The following is a 25,489-nucleotide window of genomic DNA, read 5'->3' as shown; positions in this document are numbered from 1 at the left end:
CGGGTTCCTTCACACTCCCGCCCGCCCGCCGGGTGTCTGCCCACTCGGGGGGGGCTCCCCCCCGGGGGGGGGGGGGGGCGCCTTCGTCTCCACCCCCCCCCCCCCCCCCCCGCGGCTCGTGCGTCCCCGGATCGAGGGTCGGTGCGGCGCTCACGGAATCTCCTGACGCGAAGGGTCGGGTCCCGGAGCCGGTCGGGCGGATCGGCACGGGCGAGGCCCGGACCGGCGGTAAAGCTCACGCAAGTGATGCAGATCACGTGCCGTGGAGGCGCCTCACACGATGCGACAGGGGCGCGTTGGTTGAATCCCAGAAGAATCCGGGGGGAATGGCCGCGACGGCCGCCACCGTGCGCGGGGCGCTTCGTTGAGCCCGGTGTGAACCCGCCGCCCCAGCAGGCCCCGCAGCCACCCGCTCCCCGTCGGCGCCCCTACGGCAGCATCCGGCTGCCGGCGCCGCTCACCGTCACCCCGTCACAGCCACGGCCGGGGACGGCCACGGCCGCACGCCGCTGGTACGGCCCGCGGATCGCGCTGCCCCCGCTGAGCATCACCGCCTTACGGCGCCACGGCTGACCGGCCCCTGACGGCCGGGCGCGCTCAGAACGATGCCGACATTGGCTGACGCGCCATCAATTCCACACTCCTGGCGGGTTTTCTCCCCGTTTTTTCGCCGCATTCCATTGCTGCACACGAGTGATCGCCGATAGCTTCACCTCGCATGGCATCCGCCCGTGCGCACTCCGTGTGCGGGCGGTCTCACGGATGATGTGGAGTATCCATGGCACCTCCCCGATCCAGACGCATGCGGGCGCTGGCCGTACCGCTCGGACTGGCTCTGACGGCGTCCCTCGGTTTCCTCCCGAACGCGGCCACCGCCGCGTCCCAGGACTCCGCCCCGGCCGCCGCGGCCACGGCCGACGGCCCGCTGCTCTCCTACGTCGTCAACACCACCCCCGGCCACGCCGCGGTCGGCAAGGTGGAGAAGGCGATAGCCAGGGCCGGCGGGAAGGTGGTCATCGCCCATGAGCAGATCGGCGTGATCGTCGTCCACTCGGCCAACCCGCAGTTCGCCGCCTCCCTGCGGACGGTGCCGGGAGTGCAGTCGGCGGGTGCGACCCGCACCGCGCCGCTGAAGGCACAGGGCACCACCGACGTCGGCAGACCGCAGAAGATCGACCTGTCGAAGTCCCAGCTCATGGCGGCCGGCAAGGCGGCGAAGGCGAACGGCGAGGAGCCGCTCGAACCGCTGCAGTGGGACCTGCCCGCCATCAAGGCCGACCAGGCCGCGAAGGTGAACCCGGGCAGCAGGAACGTCACCGTCGCCATCATCGACACCGGTGTGGACGACACCCACCCCGACCTGAAGGCCAACTTCTCCGCGAAGCAGTCCGCCAACTGCGTGGGCGGGGTGGCCGATACCTCCAAGGGTGCCTGGCGTCCCTGGAACCCTGACACCGACTACCACGGCACCCATGTCGCGGGCACGATCGCCGCGGCTCGTAACGGCATCGGTGTGGCCGGTGTCGCGCCCGGCGTGAAGATCTCCGCCATCAAGGTCAGCGAGCCGGAGACGAGCCTCTTCTACGCCGAGAGCGTGGTGTGCGCCTTCGTCTTCGCGGCCGATCACGGCGTCGAGGTCACCAACAACAGCTACTACGTCGACCCGTGGATGTTCAACTGCAAGAACGACGCGGACCAGGCCGCCATCATTGACGCGGTGGGCCGGGCGGCGAGCTACGCCCAGCGCAAGGGGGCGATCAACATCGCCGCGGCGGGCAACTCCCACCTCGACCTGGCGGCGCCGCAGCTTCCCGACGCTTCCAGCCCGAACGACTCCACCCCGGTCGAGCGCACCATCAACCCGAAGACCTGCTGGGACGTGCCCACCCAGCTGCCGGGCACGGTGACGGTCGCGGCGACCGGCGTCAACAAGCTCAGGTCCTCCTACTCGAACTACGGCCTGGGCCAGATCGATGTGGCCGCGCCGGGCGGTGACTCCCGGCAGGTGCCCGAGCTGCCCGCCAAGAACGGCAACATCCTCTCCACCATGCCGGGCGGCGACTGGGCCTACCTGGCCGGCACGTCCATGGCGACCCCCCATGTCGCCGGCGTCGCGGCGCTGCTCAAGAGTGCCCACCCGAAGTCCAGCCCGCAGGAGATCCAGTGGCTCCTCAAGGAGCAGGCGGACAACCCCGGCTGTCCCACGGATGACACGACCTGCACCGGCACCAAGCATCTCAACAGCCACTACGGCTATGGCATCGTCGATGCGCTGGATGCGGTGAAGAAGTAACTCCCTTACTGGCAAAGGGAGTTACGGGGAAGGGCCGGGTGCTGCGACGACCACTGGAACCAACGGCGTCACCCGGCCCTCTTTGTTGCGGTGTGCGCGGGGCCCGGGGCGGGCGGGTCAGGCCGGGTTGCGGCCGAGGAAGGCCCCGGGCCGGTCCACGGCGCCCGCGCCGGGCGGGGTGGGGCGCTCCTGGGGCGAACGCCGGCCCCCGCTCAGGGCTTGACCAGCACCTTCAGGGCGGTGCGGTCGTCCATGGCGCGGTAGCCGTCCGGGACGCCCGCCAGGTCGATGGTGAGGTCGAAGACCGGCGCGGGGTCGAGGGTGCCGTTCAGGATGTCGGGGAGGAGCTCGGGTATGTAGCTGCGGACCGGGGCCACGCCGCCGCGGACGGCGATGTTGTGGTCGAAGAGGGCACGCATGTCCAGACCGCTGCCGCTGCCGTGCGGGACACCGACCCAGCCGATGGCGCCGCCGGGCCGGGTGATGCCGACCGCGGTGCGCATCGACTGCTCGGTGCCGACCGCTTCGATGACGGCGTGGGCGCCCTGACCGCGGGTCAGCTCGCGGACCGCGGCGACGGCCGCCTCGCCGCGCTCGGCGACCACATCGGTGGCACCGAAGGTCCGGGCGATATCGGTCCGTGCTTGATGGCGGCCGAGGGCGATGATCCGCTCGGCACCCAGCCGCTTGGCGGCCAGCACCCCGCACAGACCGACCGCGCCGTCGCCGACCACCGCGACCGTCGAGCCGGGCCGTACGCCCGCGCCGAGGGCCGCGTGGTGGCCGGTGCCCAGGACGTCGGAGAGCGCCAGCAGGCCGGTGAGCAGGCGGTCGTCGCCCGCGGCTTCGGCGGGCAGCCTGACCAGGGTGGCATCGGCGTACGGCACCCGGACGGCCTCGCCCTGGCCGCCGTCGGAGCCGGGCTCGCCCCAGAAACCGCCGTCCACGCAGGAGGTGGTCAGACCGTCGGCGCAGTACTCGCAGCGGCCGTCCGACCACATGAAGGGCGCCACCACCAGGTCGCCGACGGCGAGGCCGGACACCTCGGCGCCGGTCTCGGCGACCACACCGAGGAACTCATGGCCGATCCGCTGCCCCGTCTCACGCTCGGCCTGGCCACGGTACGCCCACAGGTCGCTGCCGCAGATACAGGCCCGCAGCACCTGCACCACGGCGTCGTGGGGTTTGAGGACGGCGGCGTCGGGGACCTCGTCGATGCGGATGTCGTGGGGGGCGTGAATGGTGGTGGCGCGCATGCGGGCGGCTTCCTTGGCTATCCGGAGGGTGTACCCGGTTACGGTACGCCTGCCGTCCGCGGGGTCTGCGCCCGGCGGGCTGCGGACCGGGGAGCCGTCGCGGCGGAGCGCAGCACGCCGCCGGCCAGCGCGTACTGGGCCGCGAGGTAGGTGGACATGATCCAGAACTGCGGGACCGGCAGCTGCGGCCAGTGCGCAATACCACTTGCGATCAGGGTGTCGGAGAGCAGGAAGAGCAGTCCGCCGGCCGCGGCCCACGGGCCCGCCCGCAGCGCGCCGAACGCCATCGCGGTGAGCAGCAGGCAGTAGCCGGCGACCGGGATGCGCAGACCGGCCGGGAGGTCCGGCCACAGCAGCACCATCGTGCCGGCCGGCAGCACGGCATAGGCGGCACCGGCCGCGGCCGTGCGCGAGAGCCGTCCGTCCCCGGGCGCCGCCCCGTGCCGGGCGAACAGCAGCAGGTAGCAGACGTGCCCCGCGGCGAACGAGCCCATCCCCGCCAGGAAGGCGAGGTCCCCGCCGGTCTGGAGGAAGGTGTCGCCGCCGCAGCCGCACAGCAGCGCACCGGCGAGCAGCGGGGGGCCGCCGCGCGCCAGCGCATATCCGGCGAGCACCGGCATCAGCGCGGGCTTGGTGAACCGCTCGACGGCCGTGATGTCCCCGAGCAGTGCCCCCAGGTGCACGACGGCGAGTACGGCGAAGACCCCCAGCAGCGGCCGGACGGCCCGCGGCCACCGTGCCCTCACGCGGCCGGCTCCTCGACGGAGGTGCGCGCCTCGGCTCCCGGCCGGGCGGCCTTCGGGGCCGCGCCCGCGCCGGCCCGCTCGGCCGGCTGCCAGCCCGGCCCGCGGAACACCCGCCCGGCGCGCTCGCGCCAGCTGTCCGCGGCCCGGATGTCGCGTGCGATGGCGGCGTACTCATGGGTGGCCACCCGCAGCGGGTTGAAGGTCTCGATGTTCTTGGTGAGTCCGTAGACCGGCCGCTCGGTCTCGGCGGTGAACGAGCCGAACATCCGGTCCCAGACGATCAGGATCCCGCCGTAGTTGCGGTCCAGGTAGCCACCCTGCGAGGCGTGGTGGACGCGGTGGTGGGACGGGGTGTTGAGCACGAACTCGAAGGGCCGGGGCAGTGTGCCGACCCGCTCGGTGTGCACCCAGAACTGGTAGACGAGGTTGGCCCCGGAGGTGAAGGCGATCACGGCCGGATGCACGCCGAGGGCGATCATCGGGACGTAGAACGGCCAGACGGTCCAGGTCGTCCAGGGCTGGCGCAGGGCGGTGGTGAGATTGAACTTCTTGCTGGAGTGGTGCACCACATGGCAGGCCCACAGGACGCGGATGACGTGGTGGCCACGGTGCGACCAGTAGTAGAAGAAGTCCTGGGCGAGCAGCATCAGCGGCAGCGTCCACCAGACCACGGGTATCCGCAGCGGGGTGAGTTCGTAGACCGCGGCGTAGATCGCCACGATGGGGATCTTCCACAGCGCATCGAACACCAGGCTGCCCAGGCCCATGCCGACGCTGGTGGCGGCATCCTTGGCCTCATATCCCTCCGCATCCTCGTCGGGATGCAGGCGATAGCTCACCATCTCCACCACGGTGAGCAGAACGAAGGCAGGTACGGACCACAACACGACATCGGGTAGGTGCGGCATGCACCGCACCATAAAGGCGTGGACAGCGGTGCCGCTAGGGGTTGTTACTGAGAAGTATGTAAGACGTGATGTCAGCTGCCGGGCCGCAGGCTCCGCGGCGTGCCCCGTCAGGGACGGGGCACGCCGCATACGAGCCGGACCGTGCCGCACTCACCACACCCGCACCGACCCGCCCCGGGCGAACGCCGGGCTGGTGGCGTCCGGGGGGATCTTCTCCAGGGGTGTGGCGAGTTCGGCGACGGTGGGGCCGACGCGGGCGGCGTGCGGGGCGAGGCGGGTGAGGTCGAAGCCGTAGACGCGGGCCGCGTTGGTGCCGAGCATGGCCGCGGTCTCGTCGGCCGGTACGCCGGCGCAGGCGAGCCGGAGGGCCTCGCGGGAGTGCGGGTGGGTGCCCTCGTCATGGGGGTAGTCGCTGCCCCACATGATCTTGTCGAGGCCGATGCGGTGGCGGAGCGGGACTTCGTGCGGGCGCATGAAGCTGGCTCCCACGAAGCAGTTCTCGCGCCAGATCGCGGACGGGGAGCCGCCCATGGCCGCCGCCAGGCCGGTGCCGAACCGCGACTCGGCGGTGGCCGACCGGGACGCGGTCGCGACCATCCGGCCGTGGTAGTAGTCCAGCATGTCCAGGACGCCGGGGATCCAGCCGGAGCCCTGTTCGGTCAGCACCAGGCGGAGACCGGGGTGGCGGCGGAAGGCGCCGCCGAAGATCAGGTGCCACAGGGCCCGGTGGGAGAACCAGGTCGTCTCGACCATGAAGACGGCGCGCGCGGCCGGTTCGTCACCGAGCGGCGGGGAGGCCGAGCCGCCGTGATGGTTGACGGGGACCTCCAGTTCCGCGCAGACCGCCCAGAGGGGGTCGTAGTGCTCCGAGTGGAGTTCGGGCAGGCCGGAGCCGGGCGGGGTGCCGGGGAGCATGATGCCGCCGGTGAGGCCCGCCGCCTTGGCGCGGCGGACTTCCCGTACGGCCTCGTCGACATCGTGGAGGAGGATCTGGGCGACCCCGGCGCGGCGGCCGGGTGCGTCGGCGCAGAAGTCGGCGAGCCAGCGGTTGTGGGCGCGCAGGCCCGCCCGGCGCTGTGCGAACTCCTCGCCGGTGGGCGCCTGGGCCACCAGGGCCGCGCCGGGGAAGAACGGCGGGATGGTGTTGGGGAAGACGACCTCGGCGACTATGCCGTCGGCTTCCAGTTCGGCCAGCCGGCGGCCGGAGTTCCAGTTGCGGTCGGCGGTGTCGGCGACCAGGTCCTCGTGCGGGTTGACGTAGGCCGCCGCCCAGGCGTCGAAGGCCTCGTGGTACCGGGATTCCAGGTACGGCCGGTAGTCGAGGAGGTCGGCGCCGGCATGGCAGTCGGCGGAGATGACGGTGTAGCGGTCGTCGGCCGTACGGTTCATTGTGCTGCCCCCAGTACCGGGAAGTCGTGGTCCGTCAGCCAGTGGCGGCCCACCTCGCGCGAGCGGGCCCAGGAGGCCTCGACCGCCGGCTGGTCGGCGCTCTGGCCGAGTTCGGCCGGTGTGGGGCCGATGCGCCGGGCCAGCGGCGCCAGCGCGGCGGTGTCGAAGCCGAAGGCCCCGGCGGCGGACAGGCCGAGCATCCGGCGGGTCTCCGTGACCGGAATGTCGTGGAAGGTGTTCTTCAGCCAGGCGCGGGTGTCGGGCCAGGTGCCTTCGGGGTGCGGGAAGTCGCTGCCCCAGAGGATGTTGCCGACGCCGATCTCGTAGCGCTGGGCGAGCTCGCGGCGTTTGGTGTTGGTGGCGCAGACGAAGACCTGCCGGTCCAGGTACTCGTGCGGCGGGCGCTTGAGTGCCTCGAACGGGGAGAGCTTCTTGCCGCCGTGGGAGCCGAGGTACAGGCGGTCCATGAACCACAGCAGGTTGGGCAGCCACCAGCAGCCGGATTCGGCGATGCCGAACCTCAGGCCCGGGTGGCGTTCGAAGACGCCGGACCACAGCAGGAACCACAGGGGGCGGGCCGGCCACCAGGTCACCTCGGAGACGAAGATCCCGAGGTGGTCGCCGTACTCGTGGCGGGGCGTCGCCCCGGAGTGGGTCAGCACCGGCATCGCGCACTCGGCGGCGGCCGCCCACACCGGGTCGTAGCGGCGGTCGTGGTACGGCTCCCGGCCGCCCCACATGGCGGGGATCATCAGGGCACCGAGTCCGGACTCCTTGGCGCGGTGGATCTCGGCCACGACCCGGTCGGTCCCGGCGGTGACCGGCAACAGGGCCACTCCGCAGTGCCGTTCGGGGTGTACGGAGACGAAGTCGGCGAGCCAGCGGTTGTGCGCCTGCGCACCCGCCATACCGAGGTCCGGGTCCTGGTCGCCGGAGAGGCCGAGGCCCACGCCGAAGGGGGCCGCCGTACCGCTGTCGACGGCGTCCGCGTCCGGGAAGACGACCTCCGCCGCCACCCCGTCGCCGTCGAGTTCCTTGATGCGCTGTGCGGGGTCCCAGCCACCGCGCAGGCCCTCCTCGTGGTCGCGGAACCACCGTTCGGCGAAGGCGTCGTTGCGGATGCCGAGGCGGGTGGCTTCGGCGCGACGGGCGTCGCGCTGCCCGAGGAACTCGTCGAAGGCGCGGTGGAAACGGGCGTCGAGGTAGGGGCGGTACCCCTCGGTGGGGAGCCCGGCGTGGCAGTCGGAGGAGATGATCAGGTAGGGCGCGCGCGGGGCGTCCTGCGCGTCCGGCCGGTCCGTGGGGCTCTGTGGGTCCGTCATGGCGGAACCTCCCTCAGTCGTCCGGTTCGAGGATGACGTGCTCCGGAGCGCTCCCCGCGGGCGGTCCGTCGAACATCTGGTGTGGGTCGTCGTAGCGCTGGTGGACGTACGGCAGCAGGGCGGGGGCGCTGACCCGCTCGACGACCCGGCCCCGCTGGTCGGTGGTCTTCTCGCCGAGGGTGAGCTCGACGAGGGTGCGTACGGGGAGGTCGGCCACGGGGTCGTACACCGACTCCCGGAGGACGACATCGCCGGTGATCCGCTCCAGGGTGCGGACCTTCTCGTGGCGCAGGCAGTGCACCAGCACCGGGTCGCCGTCGAATCCCGAACCGTCCACGGCGGGCAGGAACTTGAAGTAGAAGTCGGTCTTCCGGGACGGCTCCGGGACCGGCAGCGGGCCGCTCACCGCGCCGCGGATCTCGACGAAGGCGATGCCGTGCCGGGCGAGCGCGGCGCGCACGACCGGGCCGTCGCGTTCGACGGTGACCTCGCCCAGCTTCTTGGGTTCGCCGAAGACCTCCCGGCCGCCGGTCAGGGCCCGCTCGTGGGTCATCGGCATGACCAGCGGATACCAGCCCTCGACGTCCCGGTGCGCGGCCGCCACGGCGACCGAGCCCGCACCCAGGGGGCGGCCGGACAGCGCGACCGTGCTGATGGTGACGCGGACCAGCGGGCGCCCGGTGGGGACGAGCGGCGGGGGCAGGACGGCCGCGACCGCGTCCGGATCACTCTCCCAGACGGCTACCACACCGGTGGACCAGATGCCGGGGAGCCGGGTGCTCGCGGTGCGCGCCGCGGCGATCTCCGCCTCGGTGCGCGCTCCGTAGCGTATGCGTGCCATGGCGTACCACCCTTCGTCGTCGGTGGCTCACAGGGGTTGCGCGAGACGTCTGTAACACTGTTACACCAGGCGGGCCGAAGGGTAAAGGGCCTTGCGCACAAGGGAGTTGGGGGATAGAGAGGGGAATATGACACGTACCGCGCTGACCGGCGAAGAGGTGCTGGAGGCCGCCGCCCGGCTGGTGCGGGCGCACGGCCCGGCGGCGCTGACCATGCGGCGCCTCGCCACGGAACTGGGCACCGCCGTCACCTCCATCTACTGGCACGTCGGCAACCGCGAGTCCCTCCTGGACGCCCTCGTCGAACGCACCGTCCGGGAGATGGGCGGCATCCGCCCCGCCGGACGCACCCCACATGAGCGCATCGTGTCGGTGGCCCGCGCCCTGCACACGGCGCTGCGTGAGCGCCCGCAGCTGATCGCGATGGTGCACGAACGCGGTCTGACGGAGCGGATGTTCCTGCCCGCACAGCAGGCGCTGGTCCATGAGATGCACGCCGCCGGGCTGCGCGGCGGGACGGCCGCCGAGGCGGTGCGGGCCGTCCAGTTCCAGGTCGTCGGCTTTGTGCTGGTCGAGCGCAACCGCGCCCGGTCGCCCGCGCAGCATCCGAACGAGGGCGAGCTGTGGGACTCCCCCACCGCCGGGCACGATCCGGCACTGGCCCGCGCGCTGGCCGGCCCGGTCGACACCGAGCGGCTGTTCCTCGTCTCGCTGGAGGCGTTGGTGACCTCGCTGCTGTCCCCCGCGGAGCCCGGCTCCTGAAGTGGCCGCTCCCCCGCGGGGTCCGGACCCGGCGGGGCCCTGACCCGCCGAGGTCCCGACCCACCGAGGTCCCGACCCACCGAGGCCCCGACTCGTCAAGGCCCCGGGCTTGTCAGGGCCCGCGGACTCCGCCCCGGCGTCAACTCCGGTGCCGGCCCCCGGACTACGGGCGGGGCGGGCGCGCGGCCGGCCCGTGCGCCCCATGTCGGTTCGGTGGCTGTCGGTGGCGGCCCGTATCCTCAGTGACCATGCTCGAAGACCGCATGGCAGCAGCCGACCCCATCGCGCCGAAGATCGGGCAGCAGCCGGGCCCGCAGACGCCGCCGGCTCCCTGGCCGCCCGCCTATCCCGAGGGATACGCGGTGGTCGACGTCGAGACCACGGGCCTGGCCCGCGACGACCGGATCATCTCCGCAGCCGTGTACCAACTCGACGCCCACGGCGAGGTCCAGGACCACTGGTACACCCTCGTCAACCCGCAGCGGGACCCGGGGCCGGTCTGGATCCACGGGCTCACCAGCGCCGTGCTCGCCGATGCCCCGCTCTTCCCGGAGATCGTCCCGGAGCTGTCCCGGCGCCTGGCGGACCGGGTGCTGGTCGCGCACAACGCCATGTTCGACTGGTCGATGATCGCCCGCGAATATGCCCGCGCCGCGGCGAGCGCGCCGGTGGAGCAGCGGCTGTGCACCATCGCGTTGTCCAAGGAGCTGCGGCTGCCGCTGCCCAATCACAAGCTGGAGTCCCTCGCCGCCCATTACGGGGTCGTGCAGGAGCGCGCTCACCATGCGCTGGACGACGCCCGGGTGCTGGCCGAGGCGTTCCGTCCCAGTTTGCGGCGGGCCGCACAGGAGAATCTGCGGCTGCCGCTGCTGAGCTGCCAGCCGCTGACGGAGTGGTCGGACGCCCCCGCGCCCCGGCAGCACGCCACCGCTGCGTCCTACCGCCCCACGTCCTGGCGGCCGTCCCGCAAGCGCCCGGCATGTCCGTACCCCAACCCGGGGCGTTACAAGGCGGGCGGCCGGCTCATCCAGGGGATGCGGGTCGCCTTCTCGGGCGACACGTCCGTGGACCGCGAGCTGCTGGAGGACCGGGCGATCGAGGCCGGCCTCCATGTCGCCACGAGCGTGTCCCGGCTGACCAGCCTGCTGGTGACCAACGACCCCGACGCACGGACCTCCAAGACCGCCAAGGCCGCCTCGTACGGCACGGTCGTGATCGACGAGGCGGCCTTCATGCAGTTGCTGCAAGACGTGGAACCAGCTGCGAAGCCTGCGTCCGGGTGAAGCCCGCCCAACACACCCGCCGGCACCTCGCCACACGGGAGCGCCGCCCGCACCCTGTGGCGCATGGCACGTTGTGAGGTCTGCGGAAACGAATACGGCATGACGTTCGAGGTGCATGCGCAGGGCGCGGTGCATGTCTTCGACTGTTTCGCCTGCGCCATCCACCGCATGGCGCCGATCTGTGAGCACTGCCGGTGCCAGATCATCGGCCAGGGCGTCGAGGCCGTCGGGCAGTGGTACTGCGGTGCGCACTGTGCGCGGTCGGACGGGAGGGTGGGCATCGTCGACCGGGTCTGAGCCATCCGGTGCGCCGGACCGGGGCCAAGGGTCCGGCCGCACCCTCCCCCGGCCACCACTGGGGGGACCCCCGGCTCGGGGGCCGGGGCGCCCCAGGTACCGTCGAAGCCGTGTACCGCTTCCTGTTGTCCCGGCAGTGGGTGATCCTCACCCTCGTGGCTCTCGTGCTGATCCCCGTCATGATCAAGCTGGGCTTCTGGCAGCTCCACCGCCATGAGCACAAGGTCGCGCAGAACCAGCTGATCGCGAGCAGCCTGGCCGCCAGGCCGGTGCCGGTCACCGAGCTGGCCGCCCCCGGCCGTGATCTGCCCGGCCACGACATGTGGCGCACGGTCACCGCCACCGGCACCTACGACACCGCGCACGAGGTCGTGGTCCGCCAGCGCACCGCCGCCGACGAGCAGAGCATCGGCTACTACGTGCTGACCCCGCTGATCCTCGGCGACGGCAGGGCCGTCCTGGTCAACCGCGGCTGGATCTCGGCCGGCGACGACCTCACCAAGTTCCCGGACGTCCCGGCCGTCCCCAAGGGCAAGGTCACCGTGACCGGCCGGATGATGGCCGACGAGACCACCGCGTACAGCGGAATCAAGGACACCAAGGGCCTGCCCCCTCGCCAGATCATGCTGATCAACAGCAAGGAGCAGGCGAAGCGGATCGGCCGGCCGACGCTCGGCGGCTATATCGAGCAGACCGGTCCCAAGCCGCCCGGCGGCAAGCCGGAGCTGGTCCCCGAGCCGGACCACGACTCCATCGGCCCGCACATGGCATATGCGGTCCAGTGGTGGCTGTTCGCGGCGGCGGTGCCGGTCGGCTGGATCATCCTCGTCCGCCGGGAGCGCAGTGACCGGGTGGCGGCCGCGGCCAAGGAGGCCCGCGAGGCCGCGGACACCGGGGAGCCCCAGGAGGCCCCGGAGACCGAGGATGCCGCGGACACCGGGGAGCCCCGGGACACCGGGGAGACACCGGCCGGCGGGCCGGTCGCCGCATCCGCCGCATCCGCCGGCTCGGCGGAGACCGGGGCGGCCGGCGAGGACGCGCCACCGGTCCCGGCCGGCCCGTAGCCCGTACAGCCGCCACCTTGCGTGGCGCACCGGCCGGGCGGGAAAAGTCGCTGAGTGCACCCACATATCGAGGACTATGCGCTCATCGGCGATCTGCAGACCGCCGCACTCGTCGGCCGCGACGGCTCCATCGACTGGCTGTGCCTGCCCCGCTTCGACTCCGGGGCCTGCTTCGCCGCGCTCCTCGGCGGCAAGGAAAACGGCCACTGGCGGCTGTCCCCCCGCTCCTCCGAGGCCCGCGCCGAGCGCTCCTACCGCGGCGACTCGCTGATCCTCGACACCGTGTGGCAGACCCCTACGGGCAGCGTCCGGGTCATCGACTTCATGCCCCAGCGCGACCAGCAGCCCGATGTCGTACGGATCGTCGAGGGCCTCAGCGGCAGCGTCGAGATGCGCGGTGTGCTGCGGCTGCGGTTCGACTACGGGCGGGTGGTGCCCTGGGTGCGGGCCACCGAGGGCTGCCGGGTGGCGGTCGCCGGGCCGGACTCCGTGTGGCTGCGCACCCCTTCCCAAGGCAGCACCTACGGCAAGGACTTCAGCACCCGCTCGGACTTCACCGTCGCCGCGGGCGAGCGCACCGCGTTCGTCCTGACCTGGCACCCCTCGCACGAGCCCCGGCCGGTCCAGATCGACCCGTACGAGGCGCTCCAGGACACCCTGGAGGACTGGCACACCTGGTCCGCGCGCTGCCGCTACAAGGGGCCGTACCGCGAGGCCGTGATCCGCTCGCTGATCACCCTCAAGGCGCTCACCTACGCGCCCACCGGCGGCATCGTCGCGGCCCCCACCACCTCGCTGCCCGAGCAGCTGGGCGGCGTACGCAACTGGGACTACCGCTACTGCTGGCTGCGCGACGCCAGCCTCACCCTGAACTCCCTGCTGTCCGCCGGATATCTTCAGGAGGCCGGCGCCTGGCGGGACTGGCTGCTGCGCACGGTGGCCGGCGCCCCCGACGATCTGCAGATCATGTACGGGCTGGCCGGTGAGCGGCGGCTGCCGGAGGCCGAGCTGCCGTGGCTGTCCGGATACGCCGACTCCGTGCCCGTACGCATCGGCAACGCCGCCGTCGAACAGCGTCAGCTCGATGTCTACGGGGAAGTCCTCGACTCCTTCCACATCGCGCGCACGGCCGGGCTGGCGTCGGAAGCGCACGCCTGGAACATCCAGCGCGCGCTGGTGGACTACCTGGAGTCCACCTGGCGCGACCCCGACGAGGGGCTGTGGGAGATCCGCGGGCCGCGCCGGCACTTCGTGCACTCCAAGGTCATGGCCTGGGTGGCGGCCGACCGGGCGGTGCGGGCGATCGAGGCGAACCCGAAGTTCGGCGGGGACGTCAAACGGTGGCGGGCGATGCGCGACGAGGTCCGCCGCGAGGTGTGCGAGCGCGGCTACGACGCCGACCGCGGCACCTTCACCCAGTGCTACGGCTCCCCGCAACTGGACGCCGCGACCCTGCTGATCCCCCGGGTCGGCTTTCTGCCGGGCAACGACCCACGGGTCCTGAGCACCATCGACACCGTGCGCCGCGAGCTGACGCATGACGGACTGGTGAGCCGTTACAGCACCGAGGGCGGCTCGGTCGACGGGCTGCCGGGCGGCGAGGGCACCTTCCTGGTCTGCTCGTTCTGGCTCGCCGATGCGCTGCAGCTGAGCGGCCGGCGGCAGGAGGCCCGGGAGATGTTCGAACGGCTGCTGGACCTGCGCAACGACGTGGGGCTGCTCGCCGAGGAGTACGACCCGGCCGCCGGACGCCAGCTGGGCAACTACCCGCAGGCGTTCAGCCATATCGGCCTGGTGGGGACCGCCTTCGGTCTGCAGGACGGGCCAAGGGCAGACTAGGGCCATGGACCTTGGACTCACCGACCGGACGTATCTCGTCACCGGGGCGACCCGGGGCCTCGGCTTCGCCACCGCCCGGGAGCTGGCCGCCGACGGCGCCCACGTGGTGATCACCGGACGCACCGAGGAGAGCGCGGCCGCGGCCGCCGCCTCGCTCGGCGAACGCGCCCTGGGGGTGGCGGCCGACAATGCCGACGCGGACGCCCCCGACCGCCTGGTGGCCGCGGCCCGGGAACGCTACGGCCGCCTGGACGGCGTACTCATCAGCGTGGGCGGCCCGCCGCCCGGCACCGCCGCCGACAACACCGACGACCAGTGGCGGGCGGCCTTCGAGTCGGTCTTCCTCGGTGCGGTACGGATGGCCCGTACGGCCGCCGCCGAGCTGGCCGAGGGCGGCGTGATCGGCTTTGTGCTGTCCGGCTCGGTCTATGAGCCGATTCCCGGTCTGACCCTCTCCAACGGGCTCCGCCCCGGTCTCGCCGGCTTCGCGAAGTCGCTCGCCAACGAGGTGGGCCCGCGCGGCATCCGCGTCGTCGGCGTGGTGCCCGGCCGGATCGCCACCGACCGGATGACCCGGCTCGACGCGCTCTCCGGCGACCCGGAGGGCACTCGCGCCGCTCACTCCGCTTCGATCCCGCTGGGCCGCTACGGCACGCCGGAGGAGTTCGGCCGGGTCGCGGCGTTCCTGCTGTCGCCGGCCGCGTCGTATGTCACCGGCGTGATGGTGCCGGTGAACGGCGGGGCCCTGCACGGCTTCTGACGGGGAGCCCGCCGCGATCCGCCGGACCGGCCTTCACCGGCCCGCTCGGGCCTGGCCGCACCATCGCACTCGGGCGGGCCCCCTCGGGCCGGGCCCCACCGCTCCGCTCCCGTCGGCTCTAACTGACCCGCTCGGGCCGGTGCTTGACCGCGCGCAGCCGGACGTCCGCCGGCAGCCGGCCGAGCCCGGCCGAGCGGCGGGCATGGGCCACCGCCTCGTCCGACAGGCGCCGGACCACGGTCCCCGGGTCGGCGTGCGGGGCGAGGGCCAGCAGGGCCCGGACCCGCGGTTCGCGCCGGCGGCCGGTCAGCCGCACACCGGCCCGGTCGACGCCTGCCAGCGACTCCGTTTCGGCCCCGAAGGCATCCTCCAGCGCCCGGCCGCGCAGCGCGGCGCCCTCGCCGTCGCCGCTGTCGACGAGGATCTCGTTCAGCCGGTGCCGCCTCAGCTGCGCCAGCAGCCACCACAGCATCAGCAGCACGAAGACGGCCAGGACGGCGATCACGGCCGGCCAGAACCAGCCCTGGCCGGTGAAACGGGTGCGCTGGTGCGCGGAGAGCAGCACGTCGTCGGGGCGCGACCAGGGCCAGTGGGCGGGCAGGCGGAGATGCCATTTCGCGGGCAGGCCGAGGCCGCCGAACAGCACCAGGCCACCGGTGCCGAACAGCACCACACCGGTCAGGCCGAGCAGCACCCGGTTGACCGTTCTGCGGACCCTGCGCATGACTCGCTCACCTCTTCTTCGGGCGCCGGACGTGTACGGCCAGACCGAACCGGCGGGCCAGCCCCAGCTGCCGCAGGCCCGCACCGAGGGCGGCATCGAGGTCGGCACGGACCTCGGCCAGCTCGCGGAAGTGGGACACGGCGCGCGCCGAGGCCTTGCGCCGGCTGACCTTCATCCGTACGGACTGGACGCCGGCGACCTCCATGGCGCGGTCGCGCAGCACCAGCGCGGCGGCCGCCCGGTCCAGCCCGGCCCGGACGTCCGGTGCCGCCCGCCGCATCGGCAGCACCTGGCGCAGCCCGGGGGTGAGGGCCAGCACGATCAGCCAGATACCGAGCACCACGGCGACCGCGGCGGCGCCCAGCACCCAGGGGTTGTCGAGATGACGGGTGGCCAGTTCACGGGCGAGCCGCCGGCGCCAGGCCATGGCGGGACGGTGGGCGCGCACCGCGACCACGTCGTAGAGCAGCAGCCCGGCGGCGGCCAGCAGCACCAGCGCGACCACGGCGGCCGGTACCCGCCGCTCCGACCAGAAGCGCCCGGTCCGGCCGCCGTCCGCGGTGCCCGTGGCGGTCTCGCCCGGGGCGGACGGTGTGTCCTCCCCGGCCGTCGTGTCCGGTGTGGTGCCGAGGGTGGGCAGCCGCCGGGTGTCCGGCGGCTGCGCGTCGTCGTCGCTCATCGCACCCTCCCGCGGTCCGTACGGTCCAGCAGCGGCGAGTGCAGCCGCTCGACCTCCACCGCGACCTCGGGCACCTCCATGCTCGCCAACGCCTGCACCCGCTCGGCGACCTGACGGCGCACCACCCGGCACTGCGCGCCGATGTCACAGGGGTAGCCCAGCTCCACGGCGATCCGCACCCGCGCCTCGCCGAAGTGCTCACGGTCATCGCGCCGGTGCACCGTCACCGTCGCATGCGCGTCCGTGCGGGCCTGCGGGGACTCCCCGCGCAGCGCCTCCCGGGCCGCCTGCGCGGCGATCTTCGCCACCACCCGGTCCGCGATTCTGGTCGCACCGCGCTCACCCGCCGCCACGGCAGCGGCCGCGGCGGCCGGGGACACCGTCGCCACCGGGCTTCACCGCCGCCGGTCGTCGCGGTCGCGGCTGCGCGGACGGAAGAAATCGCCGGCTTCCAGATCCCCGTCCAGGAATCTGCCGGCCACGAAGCCGATGGCGCCCAGCGCCGCCACCAGCACGAAGGCGCCGAAGCCACCGAAGTATCCGGCGAAGCCCAGCGCCATACCGGCCAAGAGGCCGACCACGGCCATGCTCATCGTGCGCTCCTTCGCTACCACTCCGGACGGGCCCGGCTAGTGGAGCCGTGTCTCCGGTCCCTCTTCTTCGTCTTCCTCGTCGGGCAGCTTGACGTCGCTGACCGCGATATTGACCTCGACGACTTCCAGGCCCGTCATCCGCTCCACGGCGGAGATGACGTTCTCCCGGACGGTGCGCGCGACATCCGCGATGGCGACGCCGTAGTCGACCACGATCTCCAGGTCCAGCGCGGTCTGCACCTCGCCGACCTCGGCCTTGACCCCGCGGGTCACGGTCGCGGACCGGCCGCTGCCGGGCACCCGGTCGCGTACGGCGCCGAGCGTACGGGCGAAGCCGCTGCCCATGGCATGCACACCGAGGACGTCCCGGGCCGCCAGACCGGCGATCTTCTCCACGACACCGTCGGCGATGGTGGTCCGCCCACGGGTCGCGGGGTCGCCGCCGCCCCGCTTGACGGGAGTCCGGGGCGCCTCCGCATGCTGCTGGCTCTCGCTCATCGCCGTACGTCCCTTTCCGCGAGGAGAAGCGGTCCGCCCGCTCCGTTGCCCACAGTAGGTCCGCTTCCGCCGGGCCGCTCCGGGGACGTGGCAGGGGAGTGTCCTCACGGCGCCGTCCGGCACACCGCCCTGCCGTTCGGGCCGGTCTGCGGCAGGCTGGGGGAGTTGTCCGGGACGTGTCCGGGAACAGGTCCGGTGACCTGCCGGGAAAGGGGTGACGCGGTGGCCGCGAACCAGTTGGCGCAGGCGGTGCGGGCGCAGCTCGGCATCGGCCGGGTGCTACCGCTCGGCGGGCCCGCGGACGGGTCATGGATCACCGAGCAGGCGGCGGTCGGGGCGCTGCGGGCGGCCGCCGGGACACCGGCCGGGGTACGCGTCGGCACGCTGCGGCTGTCCGTCGCCGACCCCGGCCACGCCCCACAGCCCGCGGCGCCGGCGCCGCCGAGCGCACTGCCGCCCGGTCCGCTGCGGATCGAGGCGGACTTCGCAGCGGCCGCCGGCCGGCCGCTGCCCGCCCTCGCCGGCCAGGTGCGCACCGCGCTGCTGGAGGCGTCGTTCCGGGCACTGGGACTGGTGGTGAGCACGGTGGATCTGCGGGTCAGCGGGCTGCTGGCGGCGGACGGGGCCGGGGCGGCCACCGCGGGGGCGCCGCCCGCCCGTGCGGAAGGCCCCGCCGCCACCCCTGTGACGGATGACCGGACGGGGGCGGCACAGGAGGGTCCGGCGGGGGTCATCGCCGTCGCGCGGGGCGTGGCGGGTGTGGCCCGGCTGGCCCCGGTACTCGGCGGGCCCTCCCGTCCGGTGCGGTTCACCGACGGGCATGTGCTGATCCAGCTGGCGACCGCGCCCCGCTACCGGGCGCTGGATGTCTCCTGCGCCGTGCGGCGGGCGGTGGCGGCGGCACCGGCGGCGCCGTCGACGGTTGCCGTGCTGGTCACCGCCGTGGACCAGGGCTGACGGGCGCGCCCGGCGGCTACGCCGTCAGAGCCGGGGCGGGTGCGGCGGGGCTACTCCCCCACGCCGGCGAGGTCGCGCAACCGGCGGGCCTGCGCGGCCCGTTCGGCGCTGCGCTGCTCCTCGTACGTACGGCCCGCGGCGCCGGCCAGCAGGGCCTTGGTCTCGATCACGGCGTCCCGGGGCGCGGCGGTGAGCGCGGCCGCCAGGTCGCCCACCGCGGCATCGAGCTGGTCGGCGGGCACCACCAGATGGGCCAGGCCGATCCGCTCGGCCTCCTCGGCATGCACAAAGCGCCCGGTGGCGCAGATCTCCAGCGCCCGCGCGTAGCCCACCAGCCCGACCAGGGGGTGGGTACCGGTCAGGTCCGGTACGAGTCCCAGGCTGGTCTCGCGCATGGCGAACTGGACGTCCGGCGCGACCACCCGCAGATCGCAGGCCAGGGCGAGCTGGAAGCCCGCGCCGATGGCGTGCCCCTGCACGGCGGCGATGGACACCAGGTCATTGCGCCGCCACCAGGTGAATGCTTCCTGGTACTCGGCGATCGTGGCATCGAGGTCAGTGTCCGTGCCGCGCGCCAGATCGATGAACGACGGCTCGCCGTCGAAGCCTTCGGGCGTGAACGCCTTGCGGTCGAGGCCGGCGGAGAAGGACGTGCCCTCACCACGCAGCACCGCGATCCGCACGTTTCCCGGCAGCAGCGAGCCCGCCTCGGCAAGCGCCCGCCACATGGCCGGCGACTGCGCATTGCGCTTCGCTGCGTTGGCGAGGGTCACCGTGGCGATCGCACCGTCAACGGTGAGTCGCACACCGTCCTTGTCGAGCAGAGTCATGAGCGTCTCCGAGTCAGCCGGCCGCACCTGCGTGCGTAAGTGACTGAACGGTAACCTCCCGGCCGACTGCTCAGCCGGCCGGGGGGACACCGCTGCACCCGGAGTCGCAGCCGTCAGGCCGATGCGGCCTTCTTGCCCCTCGTGGCTCCGCCGCGACCGCGCAGGACCACACCGGATTCGCTCAGCATCCGGTGCACGAATCCGTAGGAGCGGCCGGTTTCCTCGGCCAGCGCCCGGATGCTCGCACCGGAGTCGTACTTCTTCTTCAGGTCTGCCGCGAGCTTCTCGCGCGCGGCGCCGGTTACCCGGCTGCCCTTCTTCAGAGTCTCGGCCACCCGTGCCTCCTCGTGGGAAGTGCGCTCTGGACTCTCATGATCACCCCTCCCCGGCTTCCTGGCCACCCATTCCGCGGGGTCAGTACGACATCCTTTGCCGTCCGGCGCCCGCTCACGCGGGGCGGAATCCCTTATTCCGCCTGCCCGGGAGGCTGCCCGAGCCCGACTTTCCGGAAGAAGTGGCAGGTCAGGCGGTATGCCGCCGAAATGGTGACGGCCGGGCCCCAAGGACCCGGCCGTATGCCGCAGACTCGCCGTTGTACGAGCCGTTCTCACTCAGATGATGGATCACACATCGGCCGAATGATCCATACGGCATGATCCATCCGCCGTGATCAGGCCAGCGCGACCAGGTCCGCGTAGTCCTGGCCCCACAGGTCCTCGACGCCGTCGGGCAGCAGGATGATGCGCTCCGGCTCCAGCGCGTCCACCGCTCCTTCGTCGTGCGACACCAGGACCACGGCGCCCGTGAAGGTGTGCAGCGCGCCGAGGATCTCCTCGCGGCTGGCCGGGTCGAGGTTGTTGGTGGGCTCGTCGAGCAGCAGCACATTGGCGGAGGAGACGACCAGCGTGGCCAGGGCGAGGCGGGTCTTCTCGCCGCCGGAGAGCACCCCGGCGGGCTTGTCGACGTCGTCCCCGGAGAAAAGGAAGGAACCCAGCGTCTTGCGGATGGCGACCAGGTCCATGTCCGGGGCGGCCGAGCGCATGTTCTCCAGGACTGTGCGGTCCGGGTCCAGGGTCTCGTGCTCCTGGGCGTAGTAGCCGAGCTTGAGGCCGTGCCCGGGGCGGACCTCGCCGGTGTCCGGGGTCTCGACGCCGGCCAGCAGCCGCAGCAGGGTGGTCTTGCCCGCGCCGTTGAGGCCGAGGATGACGACCCGGGAACCCTTGTCGATGGCCAGGTCGAGGTCGGTGAAGATCTCCAGGGAGCCGTAGGACTTCGACAGCCCCTCGGCGGTGAGCGGGGTCTTGCCACACGGGGCCGGGTCCGGGAAGCGCAGCTTGGCGACCTTGTCGGAGGCCCGCACCGCCTCCAGGCCGGCCAGCAGCTTGTCGGCGCGCTTGGCCATGTTCTGCGCGGCGACGGTCTTGGTCGCCTTGGCCCGCATCTTGTCGGCCTGCGAGTTGAGGGCCGCGGCCTTCTTCTCGGCGTTCTGCCGCTCACGCTTGCGGCGCCTCTCGTCGGCCTCGCGCTGTTGCTGGTAGAGCTTCCAGCCCATGTTGTAGATGTCGATCTGCGAGCGGTTGGCGTCGAGATAGAACACCTTGTTGACGACGGTCTCGACCAGGTCGGCGTCGTGCGAGATGACGATGAAGCCGCCGCGGTAGGTCTTGAGGTAGTCGCGCAGCCAGACGATGGAGTCGGCGTCGAGGTGGTTGGTCGGCTCGTCGAGCAGCAGGGTGTCGGAGTCCGAGAACAGGATCCGGGCCAGCTCGACGCGGCGGCGCTGACCGCCGGAGAGCGTGTGGAGCGGCTGGCCGAGGATGCGGTCCGGCAGTCCGAGGCTGGCGGCGATGGTCGCGGCCTCCGCCTCGGCGGCGTACCCGCCCTTGGTCAGGAACTCGGTCTCCAGGCGCTCGTACTTCTTCATCGCCTTGTCGCGGGTGGCGCCCTTGCCGTTGGCCATCCGGTCCTCGTTCTCGCGCATCTTGCGGAGCACGGAGTCCAGATCGCGGGCGGACAGGATGCGGTCGCGGGCCAGCACGTCGAGGTCGCCGGTGCGCGGGTCCTGCGGCAGATAGCCGACGTCGCCGGAGCGGGTGACCGTGCCGGCGGCGGGGATGCCCTCGCCCGCCAGCACCTTCGTGAGGGTCGTCTTGCCGGCGCCGTTACGGCCGACCAGGCCGATGCGGTCGCCCTTGGCGATACGGAAGGAAGCGGACTCGATGAGGATGCGGGCGCCGGCGCGCAGCTCAAGGCCGGAGGCGGTGATCACGGAAAAAGCTCCAGGGCAGGAAGACGGCGGATTGGACGGACGGTCCGAGAGCGGGCTGCGCCGTCTAATGAACCCAAGGGAGAACTGCCATGGGAGGCAGTCTAACGGCCCTGTGCAAATACTTTTCCGGACGGCGGCCGACGGCACCGGCCCCGTGGGGCCCGCCGCGCGGCCGCCCGTTCGCAGCGGCCCGCGCCGCGACGCACGGAGCTGCGGCGGCGGGGCGGGGCGGCGGCGGGCGCCGGGCCCGGCCCTGCCGCGGGACTGTGAGGCAGGTCTCAGCAGAACACCTCGGGCCACGCCGCGGGGAAGGGTTCCCCGGCCGGCCGCCGCGGCCCTCAGGTGCCGCCCGTGTGGACCTGGAACGCGGCCCGCCGCACGGCCTTGGCGAGCGCCGGGTCCGGGTGGGCCGCGGCCAGCGCCACCAGCACCTGGACGGTACGGGGGTGCCCGACGGCGCGTACCTCCTCCAGGAGGCGCGGCACCGAGCCCTGGACCGCCGAATCGAGGTGCCGCACCAGCAGTTGGGCCTCGCCGTGGTCGGCGACGGCCGCCGCGGTGTCCACCCACAGCCAGGTCGACTCCTCGCGGGTGAGGACATCGGGCGCGGTCTCCGGGTCGCCGCCCTCGTGCTCGACCAGCCACAGCAGGGCGTACGGCCGCAGGCCCGGCTCGTCGGCCGCGGCCCGTACGGCGGGCTCGGCCGGGGCGCCGACCGCCCGCAGCGCCTCGAAGGCCAGGCCGCGCAGCAGGGCATCCTCGCCGCGGGCCACGGTCAGCAGCTCCTCGACGGCGGCGCCGACGGAGCGGGCGGCGAGCCAGGCGCGGTACTCGGTACGGGCCGGTCCGGGGGTGAGCCGGGCGCAGCCGCGGAGCATCGCCTCCGCGGACTGTTCGATATGGCCGGCCGGGCTCTGGGCGGCGACGCAGATCTGCTCCAGCTTGACCCACACCGACCAGTTGCCGAGCGGTGTCAGCTGCGCCTCGGACGCGTCGTGAAAGGCCTCGTGGACACCGTCGCGCGACCCCTCCCGCGGCACCAGCGCGCCGACGGTCAGCAGGGCGTCCAGCGCCCAGCCCAGCAGCTCGGCCAGCGACGCCCCCGCGGCGTCGTCGGCCGCCGCGGGGGCGTCGTCGGTGCCGCCCGGGGCCGGGTCCTGGCCGTAGGGGACCTCGCAGCGTTCCGTGCGCAGCTCGGCGACGCGCTGGTCCAGCATGTCGAGCAGCACCGGCAGCCGGACGGGCCCGGCCGACAGGTGCAGCAGGGACAGCAACTGCGGCAGCGCCTCGACGACTTCGGCGACTATCGCGGGGCCGGCGCCGGGCGGTGCGGGACGGGCCAGCGACCAGGCGTCGAAGAGCGCGACCCAGCCGCGCAGCACGGCCGTGTCGTCGCGGTCCCAGGCGCGCAGCCGCCAGCCGGGGCGGGCGAGCCCGTCGTGCAGCTCGACGAGTCCGGCGAGCCGGGCCCGGTCCCAGTCGGTACGGACCTGCTGCGGCGTCAGGTGCAGGGCCTCGGCGGCGCGTTCCGCGGCGGCCTTCGGCAGCGCTCCGTCCGGGCCGGCGCGCAGGGCGGCGCCGTCGGCCCAGCGGGCCAGGCGGGCCGCGCCGGCCAGCACGGCGCGGGCCTGCCGGGCCAGCTCCGCGGGCGGCGGTGTGCCCTCGGGTGGGCGGGGCGCCGGACGCGTGGTCCGGGTTGTCACCGCCCGGCGGGCGGCCGCAACCGGTTGACGGGGGACAAGTCGGAGCCGGGAGTCGCGCGGGGTACGGGACGTCACAGGAGCAGTGTTGCCGCTGTCGGCCCGAAAACCCAATCGGAACCCTGCTTGCGATCTGCCGGGGCCGCGTCATCCGGCCGACCCATCCGTGATGAGCGGAGTTGTCCCTCCGTACGTCCGGGGGTCATCGGGGCGGCGGCTCCCCGCGGGGCGCCGGCGGTCCGGCGGGGGCGGGCCGGCGCCCCCGCCGGGGCGCCCCCGCTACATGAGTGGGGTGAGGAAGCGCCGCAGCGCCTCTTCGTAACCCGGCGGGTCGGCGTTCCACATCGCGGCGTGCGGTGCGTGCGGGACCGGCTGAAGGGTGATCAGGTCGGCGCGGCGGGCGGCGAGGGAGCGGGCGGCCGTCCAGGGGGCGATCATGTCGTCGGGCCCGTGGAAGAGCAGGATGGGGACGTTCAGCGCGTCCGGGTCGACGGTGGCGGCGGGCCGGTCGACGGGCCTTCCCGTGGAGCCCTCGGCCGCGCGTACGGCCAGGGGCAGCAGGGCGCGCGGGATCCGCCGGGCGGCGGCCAGCGCGCGGACGGTGGCGCCCTGGTCGAGGACCGGGGAGTCCAGGACCAGGCCGCTGATCCGGGCGCGCAGCGCGGAGTGGGCGGCGGCGCGCAGCGCCATGGCCGCGCCGGTGGACCAGCCGTAGAGGACGATGTCCTGGGCGCCGTAGCGGACCGCGTAACGGATCGCGGCGTCCAGGTCGCGCCACTCGGTGTCGCCGAGGTGGTTGATGCCGTCGGCGGTGCGCGGGGCGCCGATGTCGTTGCGGTAGGCCAGATCGAGGACGGGCAGCCGGTGGCGGTGCAGGAACGGCATGACCACCATGGGGTGTTCGCGGGTGGTGCCCAGTCCGTGTGCGGTGATGACCCAGGTGTCGCGTACGCCGGGGAGGAACCACGCCGGGAGGGTGCCGAGTTCTCCGGGGACGTCGATGTCGGCGCAGTCCAGACCGAGGGCGTCACGGGGGTTGCCGAGGTGCACCTGCGGGGTGAGCCGCATCCGGTTGCCGGGTCTGAGGGTGCCGTGGGTGACCCGCACCAGGCGGCGTACGACCGCATCGGCGGGGTGCGGGATGCCGTGGATCACGTCGCCGATCACCGCATGGCAGCCGGAGCCGGTGAGCCCGTAGGTGCCGGGCCGCAGGGACGCCAGAGTGCGGGTGACGGCGATGCGGCTCTCGGTGGCGGAGTGCACGGTGAGCCGGGGGTCGCCCGGGAAGGGGTCGTCGGGCGACGGTTTCAGGGCAATGCCGCCGGCGTACCGGCCGACCGCCACGGCGGCCGCCCCGGCACCGATCACGGTGGTGGCGGCCACGGCCGCCGCGGTAACCAGGCGCACCTCACCAGTGTGCGCAGCGCTTCCGGGGGCGGCCACTTGGCGGAGACGGGCGGGTGACCGGGGGACGGCGGCCGGGTGCCCGTCCGCCGTCCCCGGCAGCCGCTCAGCCTTGGCCGTAGCCCCGCAGCCGGGCGGCCGCGGCGTCGAGCCGGCCGGCCGACAGCAGGCTCGGGGTGTGTCCCGGCACGGAGCTCGCGAGGAGCCAGACCCGGCACATCCACTCCAGCTGGGCGGTGCGGTCCAGGGCCTGGCCGAGGCTGTCGCCGTGGGTGAGGGTGCCGTGGTTCTGCAGCAGGCAGCCGGTGCGGTCGCGGAGCGCGTCGAGCATGTTCGCGGCCAGCTCGTCGCTGCCGTACAGGGCGTAGGGGGCGACGCGCACGGGGCCGCCGAGCGCCGCGGTCATGTAGTGGACCGGCGGGAGTTCGGGAACGAGGGTGGAGACGGCGGTGGCGTACGGGGCGTGGGTGTGGACGACGGCAGTGGCCGTGGTGCTGCGGTAGACCGCCAGATGCATCGGGAGTTCGCTGGTCGGCCGGAGTCCGCCGATGATCTGACGCCCTTCGAGGTCGACCGCGGTGGTGTCGCCGGGCCCGAGCCGGTCGTAGGGGACGCCGCTGGGGGTGACCAGGACCAGGTCCTTGATACGACACGAGACATTGCCCGAGGTGCCGACCACCAGTCCGTCGGCGACGGTTCGGCGGGCGGTGGCGACCAGTTCGCCCCAGGCTTCGGCGAGGCGGTCGGCGTGGTCCTTCATGGGTCCTCCGTCGCGGTGTGGCAAAAAGCGGATGCGGTGCGCGACACCGTACGAGCAAACCGGGGCACCGTACGCCGGGGCCCGCCACCTCGGCATCCGCCCTATAGGGCCATTTGCCCAACTGATGCCGATGGGACGGATACACACTGCCGTGTACCACTTTGTGGTGCTTGATCCCCGGGAACTGCCACACCCGCGGAAGCACCGGCACGGCTCGGCGGCGCAGCACAGGAAGTTCACCAACAGATGAGGCAGAAGTGACGCGAGAGACGCCTCCGCGTGAACACTGCGGGGGTGTCACCATTGCGCCCGTCCCA

General features: G+C 73.1%; 26 protein-coding genes. 9 read left to right on the top strand and 17 right to left on the bottom strand.

Annotated elements, in window-relative coordinates; translation table 11 throughout:
- Window positions 1-375: 375 nt before the first annotated feature.
- Entirely contained in the window at window positions 376-573 is a 198-nt protein-coding gene (locus ACWGJY_RS25200; protein WP_453263110.1) for a hypothetical protein, read from the top strand.
- A gap of 205 nt (window positions 574-778) precedes the next feature.
- Entirely contained in the window at window positions 779-2,293 is a 1,515-nt protein-coding gene (locus ACWGJY_RS25195; RefSeq protein WP_453263109.1) for a S8 family serine peptidase, read from the top strand.
- 212 nt (window positions 2,294-2,505) lie between these two features.
- On the opposite strand, the gene ACWGJY_RS25190 is transcribed toward ACWGJY_RS25195, so the two are convergent.
- The 6 genes from ACWGJY_RS25190 to ACWGJY_RS25165 all read right to left on the bottom strand — a co-directional run bounded on the left by ACWGJY_RS25190 (window position 2,506) and on the right by ACWGJY_RS25165 (window position 8,755).
- Entirely contained in the window at window positions 2,506-3,549 is a 1,044-nt protein-coding gene (locus tag ACWGJY_RS25190; RefSeq protein ID WP_453263108.1) for a zinc-dependent alcohol dehydrogenase family protein, read from the bottom strand.
- 38 nt (window positions 3,550-3,587) lie between these two features.
- Window positions 3,588-4,295, bottom strand: a complete 708-nt coding sequence (locus ACWGJY_RS25185; protein ID WP_453263107.1) for a lysoplasmalogenase — start codon at window positions 4,293-4,295, stop codon at window positions 3,588-3,590.
- A complete protein-coding gene (locus ACWGJY_RS25180; protein WP_453263106.1) occupies window positions 4,292-5,203 on the bottom strand; it encodes a sterol desaturase family protein in 912 nt (303 codons plus the stop codon). Before ACWGJY_RS25180 ends, ACWGJY_RS25185 begins: the two co-directional genes overlap by 4 nt.
- Window positions 5,204-5,353: 150 nt before the next feature.
- Window positions 5,354-6,592 carry an amidohydrolase family protein gene (locus tag ACWGJY_RS25175; protein ID WP_453263105.1) on the bottom strand — a complete coding sequence of 413 codons (1,239 nt, stop codon included), beginning with the start codon at window positions 6,590-6,592 and terminating at the stop codon, window positions 5,354-5,356.
- Entirely contained in the window at window positions 6,589-7,914 is a 1,326-nt protein-coding gene (locus ACWGJY_RS25170; RefSeq protein WP_453263104.1) for an amidohydrolase family protein, read from the bottom strand. Before ACWGJY_RS25170 ends, ACWGJY_RS25175 begins: the two co-directional genes overlap by 4 nt.
- 13 nt (window positions 7,915-7,927) lie before the next feature.
- Window positions 7,928-8,755 carry an acetoacetate decarboxylase family protein gene (locus ACWGJY_RS25165; protein ID WP_453263103.1) on the bottom strand — a complete coding sequence of 276 codons (828 nt, stop codon included), beginning with the start codon at window positions 8,753-8,755 and terminating at the stop codon, window positions 7,928-7,930.
- A gap of 127 nt (window positions 8,756-8,882) precedes the next feature.
- Between ACWGJY_RS25165 and ACWGJY_RS25160 the strand changes: the two genes are divergently transcribed.
- The 6 genes from ACWGJY_RS25160 (at window position 8,883) to ACWGJY_RS25135 (ending at window position 14,758) form a co-directional block, all read left to right on the top strand.
- Window positions 8,883-9,515 carry a TetR/AcrR family transcriptional regulator gene (locus ACWGJY_RS25160; protein WP_453263102.1) on the top strand — a complete coding sequence of 211 codons (633 nt, stop codon included), beginning with the start codon at window positions 8,883-8,885 and terminating at the stop codon, window positions 9,513-9,515.
- A 248-nt stretch (window positions 9,516-9,763) separates the two neighbouring features.
- On the top strand, window positions 9,764-10,798 hold the full coding sequence (locus ACWGJY_RS25155) for a DEDDh family exonuclease (protein WP_453263101.1): 1,035 nt from the start codon (window positions 9,764-9,766) through the stop codon (window positions 10,796-10,798).
- Window positions 10,799-10,861: 63 nt separating this feature from the next.
- Complete coding sequence (locus tag ACWGJY_RS25150; RefSeq protein WP_453263100.1) at window positions 10,862-11,095, top strand: hypothetical protein; 234 nt, start codon at window positions 10,862-10,864, stop codon at window positions 11,093-11,095.
- A 110-nt stretch (window positions 11,096-11,205) separates the two neighbouring features.
- Window positions 11,206-12,159, top strand: coding sequence for an SURF1 family cytochrome oxidase biogenesis protein (locus tag ACWGJY_RS25145; protein WP_453263099.1), 954 nt, complete (start codon window positions 11,206-11,208; stop codon window positions 12,157-12,159).
- A gap of 54 nt (window positions 12,160-12,213) precedes the next feature.
- Window positions 12,214-13,998: a glycoside hydrolase family 15 protein gene (locus ACWGJY_RS25140; protein WP_453263098.1), complete on the top strand. Its 1,785-nt coding sequence runs from the start codon at window positions 12,214-12,216 to the stop codon at window positions 13,996-13,998.
- 4 nt (window positions 13,999-14,002) lie between these two features.
- Window positions 14,003-14,758, top strand: coding sequence for an SDR family oxidoreductase (locus ACWGJY_RS25135; RefSeq protein ID WP_453263097.1), 756 nt, complete (start codon window positions 14,003-14,005; stop codon window positions 14,756-14,758).
- A 118-nt stretch (window positions 14,759-14,876) separates the two neighbouring features.
- Here the strand turns inward: ACWGJY_RS25135 and amaP are convergent, their stop codons facing one another.
- The 5 genes from amaP to ACWGJY_RS25110 are packed head-to-tail and all read right to left on the bottom strand — an operon-like array spanning window position 14,877 to window position 17,252.
- On the bottom strand, window positions 14,877-15,482 hold the full coding sequence (gene amaP / locus ACWGJY_RS25130; RefSeq protein WP_453263096.1) for an alkaline shock response membrane anchor protein AmaP: 606 nt from the start codon (window positions 15,480-15,482) through the stop codon (window positions 14,877-14,879).
- 7 nt (window positions 15,483-15,489) lie between these two features.
- A complete protein-coding gene (locus tag ACWGJY_RS25125; protein ID WP_453263095.1) occupies window positions 15,490-16,161 on the bottom strand; it encodes a DUF6286 domain-containing protein in 672 nt (223 codons plus the stop codon).
- The gene (locus ACWGJY_RS25120; protein ID WP_453263094.1) at window positions 16,158-16,550 is read right to left on the bottom strand and encodes a hypothetical protein; all 393 of its coding nucleotides are present in this window, start codon (window positions 16,548-16,550) and stop codon (window positions 16,158-16,160) included. Before ACWGJY_RS25120 ends, ACWGJY_RS25125 begins: the two co-directional genes overlap by 4 nt.
- A 6-nt stretch (window positions 16,551-16,556) precedes the next feature.
- Complete coding sequence (locus ACWGJY_RS25115; RefSeq protein WP_453263093.1) at window positions 16,557-16,754, bottom strand: hypothetical protein; 198 nt, start codon at window positions 16,752-16,754, stop codon at window positions 16,557-16,559.
- Window positions 16,755-16,790: 36 nt separating this feature from the next.
- Window positions 16,791-17,252 carry an Asp23/Gls24 family envelope stress response protein gene (locus ACWGJY_RS25110; protein ID WP_453263092.1) on the bottom strand — a complete coding sequence of 154 codons (462 nt, stop codon included), beginning with the start codon at window positions 17,250-17,252 and terminating at the stop codon, window positions 16,791-16,793.
- 222 nt (window positions 17,253-17,474) lie between these two features.
- Between ACWGJY_RS25110 and ACWGJY_RS25105 the strand changes: the two genes are divergently transcribed.
- Window positions 17,475-18,209 carry a hypothetical protein gene (locus ACWGJY_RS25105; RefSeq protein WP_453263091.1) on the top strand — a complete coding sequence of 245 codons (735 nt, stop codon included), beginning with the start codon at window positions 17,475-17,477 and terminating at the stop codon, window positions 18,207-18,209.
- A gap of 50 nt (window positions 18,210-18,259) precedes the next feature.
- On the opposite strand, the gene ACWGJY_RS25100 is transcribed toward ACWGJY_RS25105, so the two are convergent.
- The 6 genes from ACWGJY_RS25100 to ACWGJY_RS25075 form a co-directional block, all read right to left on the bottom strand.
- Window positions 18,260-19,039 (bottom strand): enoyl-CoA hydratase/isomerase family protein, encoded by a 780-nt coding sequence (locus tag ACWGJY_RS25100; RefSeq protein WP_453263090.1) that lies wholly within the window; start codon window positions 19,037-19,039, stop codon window positions 18,260-18,262.
- A 113-nt stretch (window positions 19,040-19,152) separates the two neighbouring features.
- Window positions 19,153-19,374: a helix-turn-helix domain-containing protein gene (locus tag ACWGJY_RS25095; protein ID WP_006606369.1), complete on the bottom strand. Its 222-nt coding sequence runs from the start codon at window positions 19,372-19,374 to the stop codon at window positions 19,153-19,155.
- A gap of 335 nt (window positions 19,375-19,709) precedes the next feature.
- Entirely contained in the window at window positions 19,710-21,308 is a 1,599-nt protein-coding gene (abc-f, locus tag ACWGJY_RS25090; RefSeq protein ID WP_453263089.1) for a ribosomal protection-like ABC-F family protein, read from the bottom strand.
- Window positions 21,309-21,646: 338 nt separating this feature from the next.
- Window positions 21,647-23,086: a hypothetical protein gene (locus ACWGJY_RS25085; RefSeq protein ID WP_453263088.1), complete on the bottom strand. Its 1,440-nt coding sequence runs from the start codon at window positions 23,084-23,086 to the stop codon at window positions 21,647-21,649.
- 201 nt (window positions 23,087-23,287) lie between these two features.
- Window positions 23,288-24,415: a hypothetical protein gene (locus ACWGJY_RS25080; protein ID WP_453263087.1), complete on the bottom strand. Its 1,128-nt coding sequence runs from the start codon at window positions 24,413-24,415 to the stop codon at window positions 23,288-23,290.
- 103 nt (window positions 24,416-24,518) lie between these two features.
- The gene (locus ACWGJY_RS25075) at window positions 24,519-25,172 is read right to left on the bottom strand and encodes a class II aldolase/adducin family protein (RefSeq protein WP_453263086.1); all 654 of its coding nucleotides are present in this window, start codon (window positions 25,170-25,172) and stop codon (window positions 24,519-24,521) included.
- Window positions 25,173-25,489 lie beyond the last annotated feature (317 nt).

This window comes from Streptomyces sp. NPDC054765 (assembly GCF_053612065.1).
This window is presented reverse-complemented; position numbering and strand designations above follow the sequence as displayed.